At 58.3% G+C, this 17,534-nt stretch carries 20 protein-coding genes and 2 pseudogenes; 10 read left to right on the top strand and 12 right to left on the bottom strand.

Going from position 1 to position 17,534, the window contains the following annotated elements:
- A partial coding sequence (locus tag NKH38_RS32080) for a type I secretion system permease/ATPase (protein WP_352904807.1) occupies positions 1-1,100 on the top strand: 1,100 nt, incomplete at its 5' end.
- Positions 1,087-2,400, top strand: a complete 1,314-nt coding sequence (locus tag NKH38_RS32075) for an HlyD family type I secretion periplasmic adaptor subunit (protein WP_023755072.1) — start codon at positions 1,087-1,089, stop codon at positions 2,398-2,400. The genes NKH38_RS32080 and NKH38_RS32075, both read left to right, overlap by 14 nt.
- A 1,882-nt stretch (positions 2,401-4,282) precedes the next feature.
- On the opposite strand, the gene NKH38_RS32070 is transcribed toward NKH38_RS32075, so the two are convergent.
- The 3 genes from NKH38_RS32070 to NKH38_RS32060 all read right to left on the bottom strand — a co-directional run bounded on the left by NKH38_RS32070 (position 4,283) and on the right by NKH38_RS32060 (position 5,204).
- On the bottom strand, positions 4,283-4,549 hold the full coding sequence (locus NKH38_RS32070; RefSeq protein WP_352765481.1) for a hypothetical protein: 267 nt from the start codon (positions 4,547-4,549) through the stop codon (positions 4,283-4,285).
- Positions 4,550-4,668: 119 nt separating this feature from the next.
- Positions 4,669-4,860 carry a hypothetical protein gene (locus NKH38_RS32065; protein WP_023672259.1) on the bottom strand — a complete coding sequence of 64 codons (192 nt, stop codon included), beginning with the start codon at positions 4,858-4,860 and terminating at the stop codon, positions 4,669-4,671.
- A gap of 134 nt (positions 4,861-4,994) precedes the next feature.
- Positions 4,995-5,204: a hypothetical protein gene (locus NKH38_RS32060; protein WP_023672260.1), complete on the bottom strand. Its 210-nt coding sequence runs from the start codon at positions 5,202-5,204 to the stop codon at positions 4,995-4,997.
- Between the two features lie 25 nt (positions 5,205-5,229).
- On the opposite strand from NKH38_RS32060, the gene NKH38_RS33525 reads away from it, so the two are divergent.
- On the top strand, positions 5,230-5,463 hold the full coding sequence (locus NKH38_RS33525) for a Y4oE-related protein (protein ID WP_023699541.1): 234 nt from the start codon (positions 5,230-5,232) through the stop codon (positions 5,461-5,463).
- A 525-nt stretch (positions 5,464-5,988) separates the two neighbouring features.
- Positions 5,989-7,032 (top strand): annotated as a pseudogene (locus NKH38_RS32055) (IS256 family transposase); the annotation flags it as partial.
- A 582-nt stretch (positions 7,033-7,614) separates the two neighbouring features.
- Here NKH38_RS32055 and NKH38_RS32050 read toward each other — a convergent pair.
- From NKH38_RS32050 to NKH38_RS32040, 3 genes and pseudogenes are all read right to left on the bottom strand, one after another.
- Positions 7,615-7,881: pseudogene (locus NKH38_RS32050) on the bottom strand (Crp/Fnr family transcriptional regulator); the annotation flags it as partial.
- An 18-nt stretch (positions 7,882-7,899) separates the two neighbouring features.
- Positions 7,900-8,049, bottom strand: coding sequence for a DUF1515 family protein (locus tag NKH38_RS32045; protein ID WP_245265671.1), 150 nt, complete (start codon positions 8,047-8,049; stop codon positions 7,900-7,902).
- 163 nt (positions 8,050-8,212) lie between these two features.
- On the bottom strand, positions 8,213-8,311 hold the full coding sequence (locus tag NKH38_RS32040; protein ID WP_084567771.1) for a glycosyl hydrolase 108 family protein: 99 nt from the start codon (positions 8,309-8,311) through the stop codon (positions 8,213-8,215).
- Between the two features lie 59 nt (positions 8,312-8,370).
- On the opposite strand from NKH38_RS32040, the gene NKH38_RS32035 reads away from it, so the two are divergent.
- Positions 8,371-8,643 carry a hypothetical protein gene (locus NKH38_RS32035; protein ID WP_023698300.1) on the top strand — a complete coding sequence of 91 codons (273 nt, stop codon included), beginning with the start codon at positions 8,371-8,373 and terminating at the stop codon, positions 8,641-8,643.
- 666 nt (positions 8,644-9,309) lie between these two features.
- Here the strand turns inward: NKH38_RS32035 and NKH38_RS32030 are convergent.
- From NKH38_RS32030 to NKH38_RS32015, 4 genes are all read right to left on the bottom strand, one after another.
- Entirely contained in the window at positions 9,310-9,684 is a 375-nt protein-coding gene (locus tag NKH38_RS32030) for a VanZ family protein (RefSeq protein WP_245260896.1), read from the bottom strand.
- Positions 9,685-10,386: 702 nt separating this feature from the next.
- Complete coding sequence (locus tag NKH38_RS32025) at positions 10,387-10,629, bottom strand: hypothetical protein (RefSeq protein ID WP_352765485.1); 243 nt, start codon at positions 10,627-10,629, stop codon at positions 10,387-10,389.
- Between the two features lie 664 nt (positions 10,630-11,293).
- Entirely contained in the window at positions 11,294-11,527 is a 234-nt protein-coding gene (locus NKH38_RS32020; RefSeq protein ID WP_050591009.1) for a hypothetical protein, read from the bottom strand.
- Positions 11,528-12,013: 486 nt separating this feature from the next.
- The gene (locus NKH38_RS32015) at positions 12,014-12,166 is read right to left on the bottom strand and encodes a GNAT family N-acetyltransferase (RefSeq protein WP_352496840.1); all 153 of its coding nucleotides are present in this window, start codon (positions 12,164-12,166) and stop codon (positions 12,014-12,016) included.
- 84 nt (positions 12,167-12,250) lie between these two features.
- On the opposite strand from NKH38_RS32015, the gene NKH38_RS32010 reads away from it, so the two are divergent.
- Entirely contained in the window at positions 12,251-12,466 is a 216-nt protein-coding gene (locus NKH38_RS32010) for a nuclear transport factor 2 family protein (protein ID WP_280790541.1), read from the top strand.
- Positions 12,467-12,533: 67 nt separating this feature from the next.
- Here the strand turns inward: NKH38_RS32010 and NKH38_RS32005 are convergent, their stop codons facing one another.
- Positions 12,534-12,743: a DUF3072 domain-containing protein gene (locus NKH38_RS32005; protein WP_031193277.1), complete on the bottom strand. Its 210-nt coding sequence runs from the start codon at positions 12,741-12,743 to the stop codon at positions 12,534-12,536.
- A 243-nt stretch (positions 12,744-12,986) separates the two neighbouring features.
- On the opposite strand from NKH38_RS32005, the gene NKH38_RS32000 reads away from it, so the two are divergent.
- From NKH38_RS32000 to NKH38_RS31990, 3 genes are all read left to right on the top strand, one after another.
- Entirely contained in the window at positions 12,987-13,904 is a 918-nt protein-coding gene (locus NKH38_RS32000) for an NADP-dependent oxidoreductase (protein ID WP_352765487.1), read from the top strand.
- Positions 13,905-14,109: 205 nt separating this feature from the next.
- Positions 14,110-14,340 carry a hypothetical protein gene (locus NKH38_RS31995; protein WP_023669678.1) on the top strand — a complete coding sequence of 77 codons (231 nt, stop codon included), beginning with the start codon at positions 14,110-14,112 and terminating at the stop codon, positions 14,338-14,340.
- Positions 14,340-14,582 (top strand): DUF982 domain-containing protein, encoded by a 243-nt coding sequence (locus tag NKH38_RS31990; RefSeq protein WP_023669677.1) that lies wholly within the window; start codon positions 14,340-14,342, stop codon positions 14,580-14,582. Before NKH38_RS31995 ends, NKH38_RS31990 begins: the two co-directional genes overlap by 1 nt.
- Positions 14,583-15,450: 868 nt before the next feature.
- On the opposite strand, the gene NKH38_RS31980 is transcribed toward NKH38_RS31990, so the two are convergent.
- Positions 15,451-16,197: a Crp/Fnr family transcriptional regulator gene (locus tag NKH38_RS31980; protein WP_023699539.1), complete on the bottom strand. Its 747-nt coding sequence runs from the start codon at positions 16,195-16,197 to the stop codon at positions 15,451-15,453.
- 483 nt (positions 16,198-16,680) lie between these two features.
- Here NKH38_RS31980 and NKH38_RS31975 point away from each other — a divergent pair, with 483 nt between their 5' ends.
- Positions 16,681-17,088 carry a patatin-like phospholipase domain-containing protein gene (locus tag NKH38_RS31975; protein ID WP_352765490.1) on the top strand — a complete coding sequence of 136 codons (408 nt, stop codon included), beginning with the start codon at positions 16,681-16,683 and terminating at the stop codon, positions 17,086-17,088.
- Positions 17,089-17,534 lie beyond the last annotated feature (446 nt).

The raw sequence follows: 17,534 nt of genomic DNA, 5'->3' as shown, positions 1-17,534 counted from the left end.
TGACACTCCTTGCCAACACTCTCTCGCAAGGGCCGATAAGCGATACCGTTGCCCACAACATGGCACGCAATGGTCTGCTGCAAGCAGCGCGTTGCAATGCCGACTTGCGCCTGCAGGTGCAATCGGCCATTCTTACCGTCGGTGCGTACCTTGTCGTCAGGCAGGAGGCTACGGCCGGGGTCATGATTGTCAGTTCGATAATGATGGGGCGTGCGCTGGCTCCGGTCGATCTGGCCATTTCAAGCTGGAAACCCTTCCTCATGGCGCGCCAGAGTTGGGCGCGGCTGGAGGACCTCTTGGAAAAGGTTCCTGAAACCGCTCCTGTTGTGCCTATGCCTGCACCTGAACGCGAACTGCGCCTCGAAAGCGTGACAATTGTTCCGCCCGGCGAAAGCAAGCCGACCGTGACCGGCATTGCGTTTGCCATTCAGGCGGGAAGCGCACTCGGGGTCATCGGTCCATCGGGCTCGGGCAAGTCGACACTCTGGCGCGCCATTGTCGGCGCATGGACGCCGGTCGCCGGGAAGGTTCGCATCGACAGCGCAAGCCTCGATCAATGGGACCGGGAAGCACTAGGCCGCCATATCGGCTATCTGCCGCAAGGTGTTGAACTGTTCGACGGCACCATTGCCGAAAACATTGCTCGTTTTGAACATGATCCTGACCCTGAGGCTATTGTCGCCGCGGCGAAAGCAGCGGGCACGCACGAACTGATCCTCCGATTTGAGCACGGATACGAAACTCCGATTGGTGAGGTCGGATCGGCACTTTCCGCCGGGCAGCGCCAGCTTATCGGTCTTGCCCGTGCCCTTTATCGAGACCCGTTCCTTGTTGTGCTGGATGAACCCAATATCCATCTCGACGCGGAAGGCGAAGCTGCAGTCGCTAAGGCGATCGCCTCCGTGCGCGAGCGCAAGGGCATTGCGGTTGTTGTCTGCCATCAGCCGAGCGTCATCCGCGCCGTGGATTTGGTGTTGGTGATGGAAGGTGGACGGCAGCGATCATTCGGTGCGCCTTCCAAAGTCCTGAAGGCCATCGAGTCTACACAGGATAACGTGGCAGAGCGCGCTGACATGGAGGATACCGGTGTCCGGCATTGATCAGAACAATGACGTTTCAAGCTCCATTCGCCGGCACCTGGTGGCGGGCCTTCTGGCGAGCGTGATCTTTGTGGGAGGAGCCGGAGCCTGGGCGACCTTCACGAATCTCTCCGGTGCGGTTGTAGCGTCCGGACACTTTGTCGTCGTTTCCTATGTCAAGAAGGTGCAGCACCCGACTGGCGGGGTGGTGGGAGAAATCCTGGTGCGCGAAGGCGATAAGGTAAAAGCCGGCGACATCCTCATGCGGCTCGATGCCACCCAGGCGCGCGCTAATCTCGCCATAGTCACCAAGCGGCTCGATGAGCTGGCCGCCTACTTGGCACGACTCGATGCTGAGCGTGACGATCTCGCGGAAATCCCCTTCCCGGACTGGCTACTCGCCCGAAGAGATGTTCCGGACGTAGCTTCGGCAATAGATAGCGAGACGTTGCTGTTCGAATTCCGCAGGCAATCCCGCGACGGGAAGCAGGCGCAATTGGCGGAACGCATTACTCAATATCACCACGAGATCGAAGGACTCAAGGCGCAGGAAATTGCCTGTGAAAAAATGATCGAGGTTCTCCAAAAGGAAATTGCTGTTCTAAGTGGGCTGCGCAACCAAGGCATTGTCTCGGACCAACGGTTGAACAGCCTGAAGATCCAGGTTGCCACTTTCGGTGGCGAACGCGGTGAGAAGATCGCAGATCAGGCACAGACGGCAGCCCGCATAGCCGAAACGCGCCTGCAGATCCCGCAGATCGATCAGGATTTCAAGTCGGAAGTGGGCCAGGAGCTCAGAGAGGTTCAGGCGCAGGTCGGGGAGTATGTTGAGCGCAAGGTGGCGGTTGAACAGGAACTGCGGCGGATCGATATCGTCGCGCCGCAGTCAGGCACCATTCAACAACTCGCAATTCATACGGTCGGCGGAGTGATCACGCCCGCCGATCCGATCATGCTAATCGTGCCGGAAGGCGACGATCTTGCGCTTGAAGTACGAATCACCCCGAAGGACATCGACCAAATCCAGCTTGGTCACAAGGTTGTGCTGCGGATGTCAGCCTTCAATCTGAGAACCACGCCGATATTGAACGGATATGTCAGCCGGATCGCAGCCGATCTGGCGACGGATGAAAAAAACGGCATTTCGTACTACCTGGTGCGCCTGTCGGTTCCGCAGGCGGAACTGACGAAGCTCAAGGGCCTGACGCTCGTGCCCGGTATGCCGGCCGAAGCGATGGTCCAGACGGGTGAGCGTACGGCGCTTTCCTATTTCGTGAAGCCGCTGTCGGACCAAATCAGTCGGACATTCCGGGAGGAATGAAATAACCCACAGGAATCTATTGTTGCCATTTCTGTTGGTTGTCCGCATGCTATGTGCGTGGTAAGATCTGAAAGCACAGACATTTCTACTTGCCTCTGGGCACCGCTTGTTTCTGTAATATTCAGCCCATGTTGCAACTGAGTATCCTTGGTTTCCAACGGTTTTTACTGGTGCGCGGCTGATGGACGCGACATGAAACGCGACATGAAAAACCCGCCACCAGCCGCAGCGGGCTGTTCGTTTCTCTTCTGCGGAATGAAAGTCAGTCAGTGCCGCGTGGCTGACATCGCCTCGAACATATCCCAAGCCGCATCTCGGTTTCGGTGCTTGCCGGATTGACGGCAGCATTTCTACTCGGCTGCACCGCTTCCGCATACGCTGATTGCTTGGGTGAAAGCGACTACAGGGTCTGCACAGATTCCTATTCCGGTAAAAATGGGGATCAACATGTGAGATCGTAGGATACCGAAGGGAATAACTATTCGATTGACACCGAAACTCTTCGCTTTCCGAACGGAGGCCAAGAGATCACCAGTAGCGATAGCGAAGGAAACTCCACTCCATTCGCTCCTGGACAGACAGCACCGGAACTCATTCCGTGGACACTGAAGGCAACGAATGCACCATCACGCCATCAGGTACTATGATGGGATGCGGGGAATAGGTGCGATGCGATGAAGAAGTTCGGCGTCTTTGGCTGCACTGGTTGCGTAGCCGCCATTATCATAGGGTGGCTGCTCGGTGTGCGCATATTGGTAGTTCAACCGATCGGAGCCATTCCTGAGGGTGTAACTGCCATAGTATATGGGGTTCCGGATCTGCATCTCGTTGACAGTCCGGATGCCATCTGCCAACGAACCCAAGGGGGCGTCAGTCTCCTATGTAGAGGAATGACAGCTGCGGCAATTGCTAACCACGGCAAGATCCTTGCTCGGCTACCCTACAGCGAGATGCTTTTTCGTCTTAGCGGCGCTCCCGTTCTTGACCGGTAAGCCGGACGGCTTTCGATTTGCGCATATGTTGTTGTTGCACATCAGGGTATACTTGGAAGTGACACCAAAGCGTCGGGTTCAGCAGGGTTGCGCTGGGCAGCCCGGTCAGCCTCCGACACTTGCGGACGCTCCGTTATAAGACATTCCCTCTTCCTCTCGGGGGCGCGCGCGCCACTGTTCGACCCGCTCGTCGACCCATCCTACGGATGGAGCCCAGGACTTCGACTTGCTGGCCGTTTATGGACCGGCCGCTGGGTTGCTTTTCGGCATCGGCACACCAAGAAGCTTTGGACGCCTACGAGGTAGTGGCAGCTCGCTGAAGCGCCTAGCTCGCCTAATCACTTCGGATAAGATCGTCGTAAAGCGAGAGATATACGAAGCTCCGCCAAACGGGGGGTGCGGCTCGCAGCAGCAACAAATTTGCGTCAGGCTTCACGGAAGCTCTTGAAAAGATATGCCGAGCGCAAAGACCATACCCAGCCGTGGGACATGGCCGGTGCAGTTGGGGCTGCTTGTGGGGCTTAACCGCACCGGCCACTGCGGGAAGATATGAGACCCCCACTCCTCTGCCTAAGATATAGGCATATTAGCAAGCGAGCAAATTATCTCGCAATGCCACCTTGAAGGCTCAACCGCGAAGCCAACTTAATTCCGAGAGAGCGGACGGAACTGGTGAGCGCTTTGTCGAACCCCGGAAGCAGTGAGCATCTTTGGGCATTGGACCTTGCCGACCTGCGCAAGGAGTTTGGAAAGTTTCGTCAAGAGCGCGGGACAACGCCCCTTGAGTGGGACGAGCACACCGAAGCTGTTCGTTGAAGAACGACGGGAACGCCGCCGGGAACCGGATTTGTCCGAGCCGTTGGGGAATGGCTAGGCTAGCGTCGCGATCATCATTCACCTTCCGGCGTGGGGGTCTTGTTGTCAGCCTTCGAACGCATGCACACACACCCCCCGGAACTTTTGCCGGGTCGCCGTGTTCGTTGGTGATGACGAAAATTGTTGACCTTGGACCGCCTAAGCCCGGCAAGCCACATGACGCTGAATGGCCGGAGCATTTCCATGCGTGCCCCATCTGCGGCCAGCAGGTAGACCGACACGACTTCCGGCAGGTGATGTGGCACGAGCAGCCCGATCACGAGCCGCTCGATCTCAACCAATAAAAAGCCTTCCGGCCGCGCGGGCTGACGACAGAGACGTCACACCGCAAGCCTCACCAGCAATGGAACAATCGGCCATCACCGTCGTGGCCCTGAGGGTACCCAGCCGCAGGAGGGTCCTAAAGCCGCACAACCTTGTCGAGATGCAGGCGTATCCGCTGGCCTTCTGCGAAGGCCAGTGCGAACGATTCCAGGGCGAATGAGCGTGTAATTTCCTGGTCAGTTTCAATGATGCGGACGACCCATTCGCCACTGGCTCCGACCACTTCCACGCAAGGCGCGGCCTTGCAGATTGGCACCACGTTGCCCATCACGTCCTCCCTACGAAAAGCAATGGCGAGTCGACTTAAAACCGTCGTAGCCGGTAGATCAATAACAATTGCTTGTTCGGATCGGACGAACCAACCTGGATGGGCAACACGACCGGGGGCTAATGCCACTTCGGTCAGGCGAACCCTCCGGGGAACCTACCGTGAGATAGCCTCTGCTTCAGGTCGTTGGCATTCAGGATGGCGGCCAGCTCTTCGGCATACTCCATGTCGGGAAGGTCGACAGATGGGTGGCCCGCTACAATAGCCGGGAGCCCGGTGAACACGTCGAATACCGTCCACGTCCCATCCGGTTCCTGCCTTTCGTCGTACCGCAGAGTTGCCATGAGGGGATCATATAGTCACCCTTAGGTGTTGGGAATATTTGGTCCACGGAGGCTCGCGATCCGGAGCGCTGATTTCGCCGCTTTGAAGATTGCCGATCTCGTCGACAGAGATCAGGCCGCTCAATCTGCGATCGAACTTTATGGGATGGAAGCACCGACCGCCGTGGCGCACTGCGCTTTGGAGGCGCATTTCGACGGTCGACCAGATGACTACCGCTTTTGGTGCGATGTCTTTCACCAACTGAGAAAACCAAACTGACGGAACTTTGCCGCAGCATCTTGTTCGGTCGCGCATGGCTAGAATAGCCGACCTTGGACCGCCTATCCCCGGCAAGCCACACCAACCGCAGGACTGTGACGATCGATTTCACGCATGCCCGATCTGCGGTCAGCAGGTCGACAAACGCGATTTCCGCCAGGTGATGTGGCACGAGCAACCAGATCACGATCCGCTTGAACTGGATCAGTGAGGCAGGAACAACTTGGCAGCCTTCAGGGCCGCGTCACACTAGGAAGGAAAGCGCGGGCCGGACCCTTTGCCGCCGGCCGGCAGCGGTAAGGCATCCTCACGAGCGCTGCGGTGGACCAACTTTTCCATTTACGCGTTGTTCCTAATGCAAATGAAAGGTCGTGTCCCATCAGGTGGGTGTAGCTCGGCGGTAGCGAAGCCGCTCACGAGCGCGCCGTTAGTAGCGCTGTAGCCAGCGAGCGGGGTGTGGGTGGTCATCGGCGCTTTCCGGTAGGGTTTGGTTGTTGACGCCAACCCATTTCGGAAGGACCACCGATGACCGACGACATGATGAACCTGCGCACGCTCGTGGAGAAGACCCCGGATGCCGATCTGCTGCGGGAGATGATCGGCTTTGCCGCCGAGCGACTGATGGAAATGGAGGTGGGCGCGGCCACCGGCGCCAGCTATGGCGAGAAGAACCCGCTGCGGCTCGCCCAGCGCGATGGCTACCGCGACCGGGACTGGGAGACGCGGGCCGGCACGGTCGAGCTGCGCATCCCGAAGCTCAGGAAGGGAAGCTACTTCCCAGGTTTCCTCGACCGCGCCGCATGGCCGAGAAGGCGCTAACCGCCGTCATCCAGGAAGCTTATGTGCAAGGCATCTCGACCCGGTCGGTTGACGACCTGGTCAAGGCCATGGGTATGAGCGGCATATCCAAGAGCCAGGTCTCGCGGCTGTGCGAGGAGATCGACGGGAAGGTGAAGGCCTTCCTCGAGCGGCCGATCGAGGGCGATTGGCCATACCTGTGGATCGACGCCACTTACCTGAAGGTCCGCCGCGGTGGGCGGATCGTCTCGGTCGCCGTTATCATCGCCGTCGGCGTCAACGCGGCCGGCCGGCGCGAGGTACTGGGCATGGAGATTGGCACCTCGGAGGCCGAGGCCGATCTGGACAGAGTTCCTGCGCAAGCTGACACGTCGCGGCCTGCGCGGCGTCAAGCTCGTCGTCTCCGATGCTCACAAAGGCCTCAAGGCGGCCGTCACCAAGGTGGTGTGCGCGACATGGCAGAGGTGCCGCGTCCACTTCATGAGGAACGTGCTGGCCCATTCCGGCAAGAGCGGCCGCAGGGTCGTCTCAGCCTTCATCCCCACCGCTTTCGCCCAGGAAACGCCCGAGGCCGCGTCCGTACAATGGCGCGCCGTCGCCGACCAGATCCGGCCGAAGGTGCCGAAGCTGGCGACAATCATGGACGACGCCGAGCCCGACGTGCTGGCCTACATGACCTTCCCCAAGGAACATCGCGCCAAGCTCCACTCGACGAATCCGATCGAACGTCTCAACGGCGAGATCAAGCGGCGCACCGAGGTCGTCGGAATCTCAGGCCGAAACGATTGTCAACCAGAGGCGCTGAGGGAGCTATACCTCACGTTTGGGTGTTGCTCTTGCGCAATAGCTAAGTCGGCAAACGAAAGAAGTCGCTCGGTTTTCAATAGCCGGGCGCTCTTGCTCATGGAACAATCAGACTCAGCGCGAGTTTGAATGCGACGATGAGCAAAGATTACGCAATAGAATCATCCGTTTGTATCGAAATGGCACGGTCGCTCCGATCATGTCTGGCGGAAGAGCGAGCGCTCATGCACCATTTCCGGGAGGAACTCGCCTCGGCACGGAGTGACAGTGTTTACTCCCGCCAGGACCGCATCAGATCCGAACAGCAAAAAGCCCCTGCCGTGGGGCTAGGGCTTGATGGGATGGCCCGCGCCTGCTTCCGAGGCTGCGCGGGCCATCCCATGACGAGTGAGGGACGCATCTTGGTCACCGGCACGGACCGCTGAAGAACGAGCCGGTTGTAGCCAAACAGCCTCAGAGCGGGAATGTTCCCGCCTGACGCAAAAACACCCGTGGCTCAGCCGGCGGGCTCTGTTGCAGGGGCACTGTGCACGGGGGCGGCGTCTGCCGTCAATGCAGTTTGCCGACTAGCCGAGCGTATTCGGCTTCAGCCCTGCCATATGACCCATCAGCCAGCGCAATTAGACGCGCGCGATCAAGAATGACTACCTCTCCTCGCATTGAGCGTATCAGACCTTGGCCCTCCAAGGTTTGCAGCGCTATGGTGACGCCGGGCCGCCTGACACCGAGCATAACTGATAAGAACTCGTGCGTAATCGCAAAGCTGTTCCCGTCGACGCGATCATCACACATCACCAGCCATCTTGAGAGCCTGTCGACTATGCCGCCTGCTCGTCATCCGCCGCGCAGCACGCGCCAGATAGACCAACAGGGCGTAACTAAGCGGGGCGAGCGCCGCCGCTGCCAGCCAGTGACGCCCAATGCGCCGAGGCCCATCAACTTCCACCGGGTCACCTCGGCAGAGACCGCCTCCACCTCGGTCATGTCTTCGCTGAGCGATTCACCGCGTCTTCAGTCTCGGCAAAACGCTCCGCCAGCTTATCGGTCTTGGCGTACATCTTCGATTGGCTGGCGGCTGGGCGCTGCTCGGATTGCTCGTAAGAGAGCGCGGCTGAAGCATCGCCGTCCTTTAATGTCGCGCCGAATCTCAGTTGCGTCTCGCTGAACGCCCTCCATGGACGCCCTTCATCGTTGGGCCACCAGGGTCTTTCTTGTTGTTTGAATAGCCGCCTTCGTGCGCGAGCACTTTGGCAGGCGCTTTCTTTTCGCGCGAAATTGCCACCGTTTTAAAGCGGGAGGGTCGGGATGCAGGTTTTCGATGACATCGAGGCGCTGCTGGATGCGGGTGAAGCCTCGACGGCACTTAAGGAAGTGCTGGCGCTGGTGCATCAATTTGGGCGCGGGTCCAGTGTCTTGGCGGGCGCGATCGACGACCTCATTATCGACCTGTCGACGCTATCATTCGTCGCCGATGCTTACGGAGACCGCATCGCGGAGGCGGCGCGCATGCTGGCTCGAAAAAGACTATTGAAGATCAAGTTGCTCGCACCTCGTCAGAGCATCGGAGCGGCCAGCTAGAGATTGGTGGTCGCTACGAAAAACGTGTCGACCTGCTCGGTGCTCCGAGCGCATCGAAACCTCTCGCCATCATCGGTTCCGTACGGACGAAGAGCCGCCTGACCCTGCGACCAGATGAAAGCTTGGACTTGCGGCAGACCGCAAGCAGTTGGAGCTTGAATTGCCGACACACTCTCAGGAACCGTTGCCGGGATCGCACTCCATTGGTCGTCGGCCCAGATCCGGCGCGCGTCGCTTAAGGTGCCGGTCGAATATGGCCAGCTTCGCTTCGTAGCCGATCCGCACTCTGGACCTGCAGCTATCGCAGCTGAAACCGGCAATCGTTTTCAGCCAGGATCCCCTTCTCACCATTGGGCACGAACAGGAGGGGCATTGGAATTCTATCGGTACGTCGCGCAGTTCATTTGATAGAGGCACTGTGCATGTTCTCCTCAGCGGCACGGCCACTGCAACAAAGTAGAAGGAGAAATGTTTCCGGCTTCGGCCATTTGCGCGAGAGAATCGGACCTAAGTCTAAATGGTGAGCGGCCCAGAAACCTATTTCCCTTGCTATCGGCCTTTGCGTCGGAAATTGAACGGCAATAGCGAGGGTGATCGAAGGCGGCCCCGGGCGTGAGGCTGGCAAGTGGGGCCAAGACGGCGGCGGTAAAGCGGAGCCTGTGGCGATCAAATAACCGGTTCGCCCAGAATCTCGTTCACCCAGCTCATAGTTCTCAGCCCGTATGCCATTCCGGCGCAGTCGGCAAACCAGTCGAAGACACTCATGTCACGCCCTGTGACGCATTGAAGGATTTCAATCGCTGCGCCCGTTAAAGCAAGTAGAACCGCCAGCCGGACCACCTGTTGGGGCCAGCCGAGGCTACCCAAAGCCGACAAGGTGGCGAACGCGGCGGCGTGGTTGAGCTTGTCGTGATGAGACGTAAAGGCCAATCCGAGGGCGTGCAGCAGGTGGTCTGGCAATAGCGCGAGCAACAGGACGACCGCCAACGTGGAGAGAAAGGCAGCCCTTGCCATGCTCTGATAAAAGCTCGACTGCGGCAATCTATCCGCAGCACTCCCGGTTCCTAGTTCTCGCTTCCGATACTGGTGCACTAGGCAGAGCTCCAACCTGCATCTGAGCTACGAGCGCGAACAACTGGCATGCTTAACAGGCCTCCTGATGTCATCAGGAAGTTCCATGAAACAGCCTATGTCACTCTGGATGGTTCCATAGGGCGCTGCGAATGTCGCCCTCCATTGTGATGAGGCCGAGGGTTTCCTGCCGAAAAGGCGCGGCGGAATAGGCGAGCCATTGGTACCGCTTGCGCCCAGGTGCGATGCGCTCGTGCTGGGCGGGAGCGGAACTCTTCCAGCCTTGGCCCGGCTGGGCAGCCGGGCCGACTCCCTTCTGAATTCAATTATCGTCGGCGTGGCGGCTAACAGACGAAACCGTTATTTAGTCTGGTCATCCCTGCCTTGGTGATCTCGCCTTTACAGATTCCAATCCTGGACGCTAAGCCAGCAGCGGCCACTCGCTGCTGTCCAATCAACAAGCCCCAAACATCAGGTCGCGGTTATATACAAAAAAGCCGGCCACCTTTCGGCAGCCGGCCAGTGCAAACAAGGAAGGGAACGTTGCACTGATGGGGCAGTGCACCGTCCGAAGCGTTTTCAGGCGACAATGTTCCACCGATGAGAGAACAAAGAAGGCTTCACCGCCAGCGCACATCCCCTTAGCCGCGCTGTGTTGCCGTCGCCTAGTGTCTAAAGGCGTTTAACCAGCCACGGATCGGTGTCGTATCCGAGGCGCGGCTTTTCCGGCGTTCCACCGGCCGGCAATTTGGCGGTTCCGGTCGGCCTGCAGTCCAGCTCGAGCACCTGCTTCTTGGCCGAGTGCTTCGTAGAGCAAAGGTCCGTGGCGTCACTCACCACCACCTTCTTCTCCTTGGCAACAGCGACACCAGTCCCAGCGATCACGATCGCCGCACAAAACACAGCAACTCTCATCATACTCCCCACGTTGTGCCTCCCCAAAAAGGCTGAGCCTGACGTTACGGCACATTTAAATTAGCGCAAGCGAATATTAGCTGCCTAGTCCCTTCACATCGGCTCTGGTCGCCTCCCCCTTGCTGCCGGCGCCTTGCGATACCGGCAGCGCGATTTGGTAGGATGGGCGCATGCCTGCTCATGATCGGAGGGCCGATGTTCATGACTTGAGCTCGACATGGCAGAGGGCTGCAACCGTCAAGTTTCCCAGGTCGTCGTGGCGATGAACGATCGCGTCGAGGATCGCTTAATAAGCGGCGTTTACTAAGTTCCGCTGGTCTAGCCCTACGCGATCACACCATAACCACGTGATGACAAATCAGCCATGTGTGTGGCGCGGCGGGCCTGTTCCGCTTGTGGCCGGCGCCTACCCACCCGGGTTCCCCAACCATGGCGTCGGCCATTTTCGTTCTCTCAGCGATTATAAGCCTTTGCTATAGGCCTATGTGTTGGCTGGACGGTGAGATCGCTGTTAGATCGCCTCGTTCGTTTGGATGTTTCGCTGGCGTTGGGAGGAGGCGCATATGTTCGCCAGCCGGCTGATACCACACCGCCCCACCGGTCAGGCCCAGCGCGCCCGCTGCAAAGTCCCGCAGACGGCTGCTGGGCCGCTGGCGGGCAGCGGCTACTTGCTGACGATCCAATCCACCAAGCCAGTTTCGATCAGCTCGAACCAATCGTGCACCAGGGCCTTGGCTAAATCGCGCCATTGACACTCAGGCGTACGGGAGACGGCAACAGTAGAAGGGTCGGCATCTTCCCAGCCTCGCGCCACGTCATCGCGATGACGTTGACGAAGGCGCATCAGCAAGGTGGCCGTAGTGGCCGCTTGAGCGATATCTATGGGCGTTGCAACCATCGCAGCCTCCCTCAAAGCGATGGCAAACCCCTCACTAGTAAGCCCGCTCAGACTCTCTCTGCAATCAAAAAAAGAGTTGTCCTCGCTCCCTGTTCTGTCATCGCAATGAAGGACGACATCTTCGAGCACCCGCAGCACACCTGTCGCATGGAAAAAGCTGTAGGCGTTTATAGGTGCTTGGGGAATCCGCCGTTTGTTTGCGTTGTGGAGCGGGACAAAGCAAGTTACTCACTCAGGCTGGCTACCGTGAAGCGGGGCACCAGCCCGACTTCCACGCGTTGCCGTGGGAAGCTGAACACAGGGCCGTCAAAGAAAGGCAAGGTGGACGCGACGGCGCTCGCTGAACGCATTCGGGCGCCGGCTGCGTTCGCGTTCACACCCGGCGCTATGTCGCTTCTAGGCCCGCTCTGTCGCTACTTTGTGCGCAGCATATTGTGGGAACTCTGCCTCGGCCCACGCACTCAGTGGCTGACCAGAACGAGCGCATCATCGGCCTAACCGTTTAGGCTGTAGAATTTGTGTGTGCGCTCGTATCGAGATGCGGGTGATGTCGCAGCCGAAACGCGCTGCTTCCTTCTCGATCCGCCCCATCAGTTTGGCGCCGATACCAGCACTGCGCATCTCGGCGTCGACAACCACATGGTCGGCCTACGCCCACTTTCCGCCCATACCCGGTTTGCTGATAGAGCGGGTAGATAGCCGCGATCTCTTCGAGCTCCATGGCTGAGTGTCGATGCCTATGTCGGCGAGGTGATGAGTGCGGCCTTGCCGCCGAACACCAGCCCCAACTGGGCAGTCGCATCGCTCGACATTACGGGCGATGCAGCCACTGCGAAGGTCGAGGACGAATTTGGAACCACAAGGTTCACCGACTATCTTTCTCTGCTCAAGATCGCAGGAGAATTGAAGATCCTTAGCAAACTCTACCACCTTCACTAATACGACCGTCCAGATCAGAGGCCAAATCCGCAAAACTGACCAACCTGTCGTAGGTCTCCCAGCGCCTTTAGAGCTTGAGCTCAGTCCTTAGCGCGTCGATTCGCTTCGAGGCCTCGGCTTTGCTTAGATCTTCGGCGTAGCTTCTGTCGTCGCCCGCCTGCTCACATAATGTTTTCAAGTAGGAAGCTTGCGACGGAGTCATTGGCTCGTCTCCCGTCGTCCATTCGTCAGGATCCTTGCTGATAGCTTCGCCTTTGGCTCGGGGTGTAGTTTGCATGACGCTCTCCATGTTGGGAACGGCACAACGTATTTGATCTGCTTTTGTTCCACATGCTTGAAGTGTCTGAGATTGCGATGGCAGGGGTGTTCACGAACGCAAGTTTACTCGTGCTGGAAGAATCCGACGAGATTGCTTAGCTTCCGCTCGCGGTCGCCAACGATGAACTCAACGCCAACTCTGCGCGAGACATCGAAAGATCCTCCGCGCCCGCAATTTACCCCAACGGTGAGGAGACGCCCCATGAAAGCAATCGTAGCGACGGACCAGACTGCAGGAACGGCCGGGATGAAGTTGGTGGAGTTGCCCGAGCCTCGGGCGGCAATTAACGACGTGGTCGTACAGGTTCATGCGGCAGGATTCGTCAACACCGAACTGGAGTGGCCCTCGACGTGGGCCGACCGAGCCTTCCGTGACCGGACCTCTTCGATCCTCGGCCACGAACTGGCTGGTGTGGTCACTGCGCTCGGCTACGGCACTACGGGGCTTTCTATAGGTCAGCGGGTGTTCGGCCTCGCGGACTGGCATCGCGACGGCACCCTCGCCGAGTATGTCGCCATGGAGGCCCGTAACCTCGCGCCGCTGCCCGGCGATGTCGACTTCACGGTGGGCGCTAGCCTGCCGATCTCCGGCCTAACCGCATGGCAGGGGCTGTTCCAGCATGGCCGCATCAAGGCCGGGCAGAGCGTTCTCGCGCATGGCGCTGCCGGTGCCGTCGGTTCGATGGTGGCGCAGCTTGCCAGGGAGGCCGGAGGCTATGTGATCGGCACCGGGCGGGCCGCCGACCGCCAGAAAGCGCTCGACTTCGGTGCAAATGAATTCCTCGACCTCGCAAAAGACACCCTTGAAGATGTCGGCGGCGTCGATCTGGTGTTCGATGTCATCGGCGGCGATGTCCAGAAGCGATCCGCAACGCTCGTCCGGGCCGGAGGTATCCTTGTCACAGTCGTCGGACCAACGGATATTCGACCTGCAGACGGCCTGGCGGTTGACTTCGTCGTCGAGGCTGATCGAGCCCAGCTTTCTGAGATAGTGCAGCGGATCCGCGATGGACGACTGCGGACGAACATCGGCAAGGTTTCGAGCTTGGATGATGCCATCGGCACCTTCAACTCAACGGACCGACGCGCGGGCAAGACCGTTGTTCGCGTTCGTCCGTGAGAACTTGGGAGAGAGGCGGGCCCTCGCTCCTTATGGTCGCGTCGGCAGCTGACACGGTGAGGTGCAAATCAGCGCCTGTCGCGGGATTTAGCCATCGTAGGGCGGTGTTTGCGGGAACCTACTTTGTACGTTTCCGACTCTTGCCTTTTTCGGAAAGTGACCCAGAGAATAGCTGATTGAGGTTCTATCTCTCTGGGAGGATGGGATGGACATTCAAGCACCTGTTCGGCCTACGCAGCAAACGGCCAAGGAGCTGGTCCGCGAGGTCCTGTTGGGCTCTCAACCCGGCGACATTATTTCCGTCAAAGCGACCATTGTAGCGGTCCGTGAGCGCGGCGGCGATCTTCTCGAAACTGACTGCCAGTTAGTCGAAATGATCGTCAAATCAGCCTCCGTTTGGGGACTGTTCATCGCCTTTGACGTTCGAGAGGCGTGATGCCCCACCGTTGGTTCAACCCTCCGGTTTATGTGAAGACTGAGCGCCCGGGGCTTCGCCTTGGTGTCAACCGGGTTGATGCCGCCGCCGAGGAGCTCCTAAAGTGGTCCAATCGTGGCCCCAAGTGGCGGCTGGCGGCCGAGGCTTGCCTATCTGCGATGGATGGCAAAATGCCGGGTAATGACTTCCGGCTGCTGTTCGAAGCCGCGGCCGATGAAGAGGAGATGCTGCTGCCGGATTAACAACGCTATACGACGAGCCCATTCGGGTCTGTTCGCGTTGCGAATTCACCGGCGCAACGGGCATTTAGGCTGTCCGTCTCCGTCGTCAAACTTTAAAGTGAGACACTAACGAGCGACGACCTAGATGGACAGTTTATTCGCCGGTGCGCGTACCATATAGGGCCGCGGGTGACCGATGGAGGTCACATGGTTGATGAAGAGCATCGCCGCGAACGGAGGCAGCGGGTGCTGAAAGGCGCCTCAATCATCAGCGGAATTACAAACTCCGAGATCAGTTGCACCATTCGGAACCAAAACAGTGGCAGAGCTGAGCTCAAAGTCCCGGTGGAATCGCGTGTCCCTGAGCGGTTCGTGGTTTACGTGCCGACCGACGGCGTTGCCTACCAGGCAGTCCTGCGGTGGCGCAGGAACGACCGAATTGGGGTTCAATTTATAGGAACGTTGCCAAAGCCGCGTCTCCACTATGGCTGAGCTTGTGCCCGGGATGCACAGACCGGGGAATTGGACACTCTCCGGCGCTCGGCACGTGTTCCATGGCAGTCGCACTTTAGAGATTACCCCCCGGCGAAACTTCGCTTCAGGTCGACGCGGTCAGAAGGCTTACAAAATCGCGGGAATATTCCCCGTCCAGATATTTAGCCGGAGCGCCCCACGCCTCGGCTGGTTGGCCAGTGAACGCGTCAAACACCGCTCAGGTTTCGTCGAGTCCCTCCTGAGGTCGTATCTTTGAGAAGCCATGCCGTCGCTAGGTAAGTCTGCGGTCCAGTTCTCAAGCGGTGATCGACATTCCTGTTGGAGTGCGGGTTCTACAGGAGATTCGGTTTTGAGGATCGCGAGGGCTCAACGGATCATGAGCGACCCAGCAGGATCAGAAACCGGCACCCGTCTGCGCAGCCCTTTGATGAAGATAGGTAGAGTCAAAATCTGCGGCGCGAACGAGCCCTGCCCAGTCGGTCGCATGAAAACGCGAGCCAACGGTGGATATCAGACCGTCGCGTCTAAGGTCCTGAAGCACTCGGTTCACGTGCACGGTAGAGAGGCCAAGTGCGTCGCCAAGTGCAGCCTGCGTTATGGGGAGATAGGCCACATGATCTTCAATGCGGCCTACCGACCGAAGGCGAACAATGAGTTCGCAAAGAATGTGAGCCATACGCGAGTAGGCGTCGCGCCTACCGACGTTGGTGACCCACTCTCGATAGATCGCCGCATCGATCACCGTCGAGCGCCAAAACACTCTCGTTATCGAAGAGTGCTGGTCGCAAACGGCGCGAAGTTCGTCGTGCCGCATGAAGCCCACCCTAGCGGGCATGAGAGGGGTGAAAGTGCAATCCATGACCGACAAATGCAAACCATGCAGGTCGGGAATGTCGCCCGGAACAAAAAAGGAGGAGATTTGACGCTTCCCCTCCCCGGTTAGTTTGATCGACCCTATTAAGCCTTCAAGAACGACGAACGAAAGGCTCGGCTTATCGCCCTCGCGCAGAATGTCTTCGTTGGCCTGATATCTCTTCTCCTGAATCGAGATGTTCCCCAAGGTCGCAATGTCTGATTCTGCGAGTTCCGAGATGGCTTGGAGCTTGCGGATCAACATTTTGAAAGAATGATCATGTGCCATCAAGAACCTGTTCGTGTTTGCTCCCAACTTTTAGTTGGCGCTAATGTTCCCGCTGCCTAGAGGAGACGAAGGCCAATGGTCAGTGCGTCGATGATGCGCGCAAAGTTCAGCTGTCCTCAATCCTTTTCGCCTGCCGCAACCTGTTCGAAACGGCTGGATCACAACCTGCTTTCCACCGGATTAACGAGTGCTATTGCGCGCCAGGAACCTTGAGAGTTCGCAGCCGTTCAACTGTTGGGGCGCACCAAGCAGGCTTTCAATGTCATCGGGTTCCGTGCTGATCGTGGAGACGTCGAGAACTCTCTCCGGGAGGCCGGGTTCGAGGTGGTCGCCGGCTTAAAAGGGCCTTCAAGCGATTGCGACTTTCGATCGTGAGCCGGAGCGAGTTGTGGCTCTCCTGACAGATATCAGACTTGGGGACGGCCCAAGCGGGTGGGATGTGGCCCGGCACCTCCGAGGCGCCGATCCTACTATGCCAGTTATATGACAGCGTTGGTCGATGCCATGGCCTGCTACGCAATTGACCGACATCAAATCGACATCCTGTCTCTCGGCTGCGTTGAATTGGAGTTCGCCTTCACCAAGGGCCAAATCGCCAAGGGCGGTATCAGGCACTGGCGCGAGATCATTTCTGCCGCCATGCGCCTGCAAAGCCAGAATGCACTGGGCCAAGCTGGGCTGCTGGTAGGACGAGACCGTCTACTACGCGTCGACGGAGCACCTATGAAGTCTAATCCGATCGACCTCGACGACTACACCGGTCCGCCGCAGAGTTACCTGTTTATTGCTGCCTCACTGGTCAAGCAACATGAGGAACGGCTGGCCGCGCTTTTCGTTGCGCCGCGTCCACCCTACAAAGCGGTGTATGGGCCAAGGTCTCAGGACCCGTAAATAGCCACCTGTTCTTCGCACGATGTCGGCTTTCAGAAACCGCCTAAAGCGATCCCGATATTGAGCGCAATGGCCATCCGTTCTGATTAAGTCGTCTTGGCCAGCCGTGGTCTTCACTCGACCCCGCATGATGAGGTATGACCAAGAAGGATGTAGACTAAACCGGAAGAGACAAGGTGCAGGTGCAAGGCATTGAGAGAAATAGCAGGAACCGAACCAATCCACAGGAATATTTTGTTGGTATTTATGTTGGTATCAGATGCGGCTAACATTCCCCTAAGTATCTGAAAGCAAAACGGGATTTTCTTCACTTGAATTCCGCCTCTGGGCACCAGTTTTCTCTGGGTCCATTCCGGACACATAGGTTACGGTTTATATCGGAGACATGGGTAACACTTTTGGCCCGAAGGGGTTTTGGAGTGGTTCGAGCCTGCATGTCTCATCAT

This window comes from Mesorhizobium sp. M1078 (assembly GCF_040318615.1).
Lineage (GTDB): Bacteria > Pseudomonadota > Alphaproteobacteria > Rhizobiales > Rhizobiaceae > Mesorhizobium.
The sequence above is the reverse complement of the archived record's forward strand: the minus strand, read 5'-3'. Positions and strand labels throughout refer to the sequence as shown.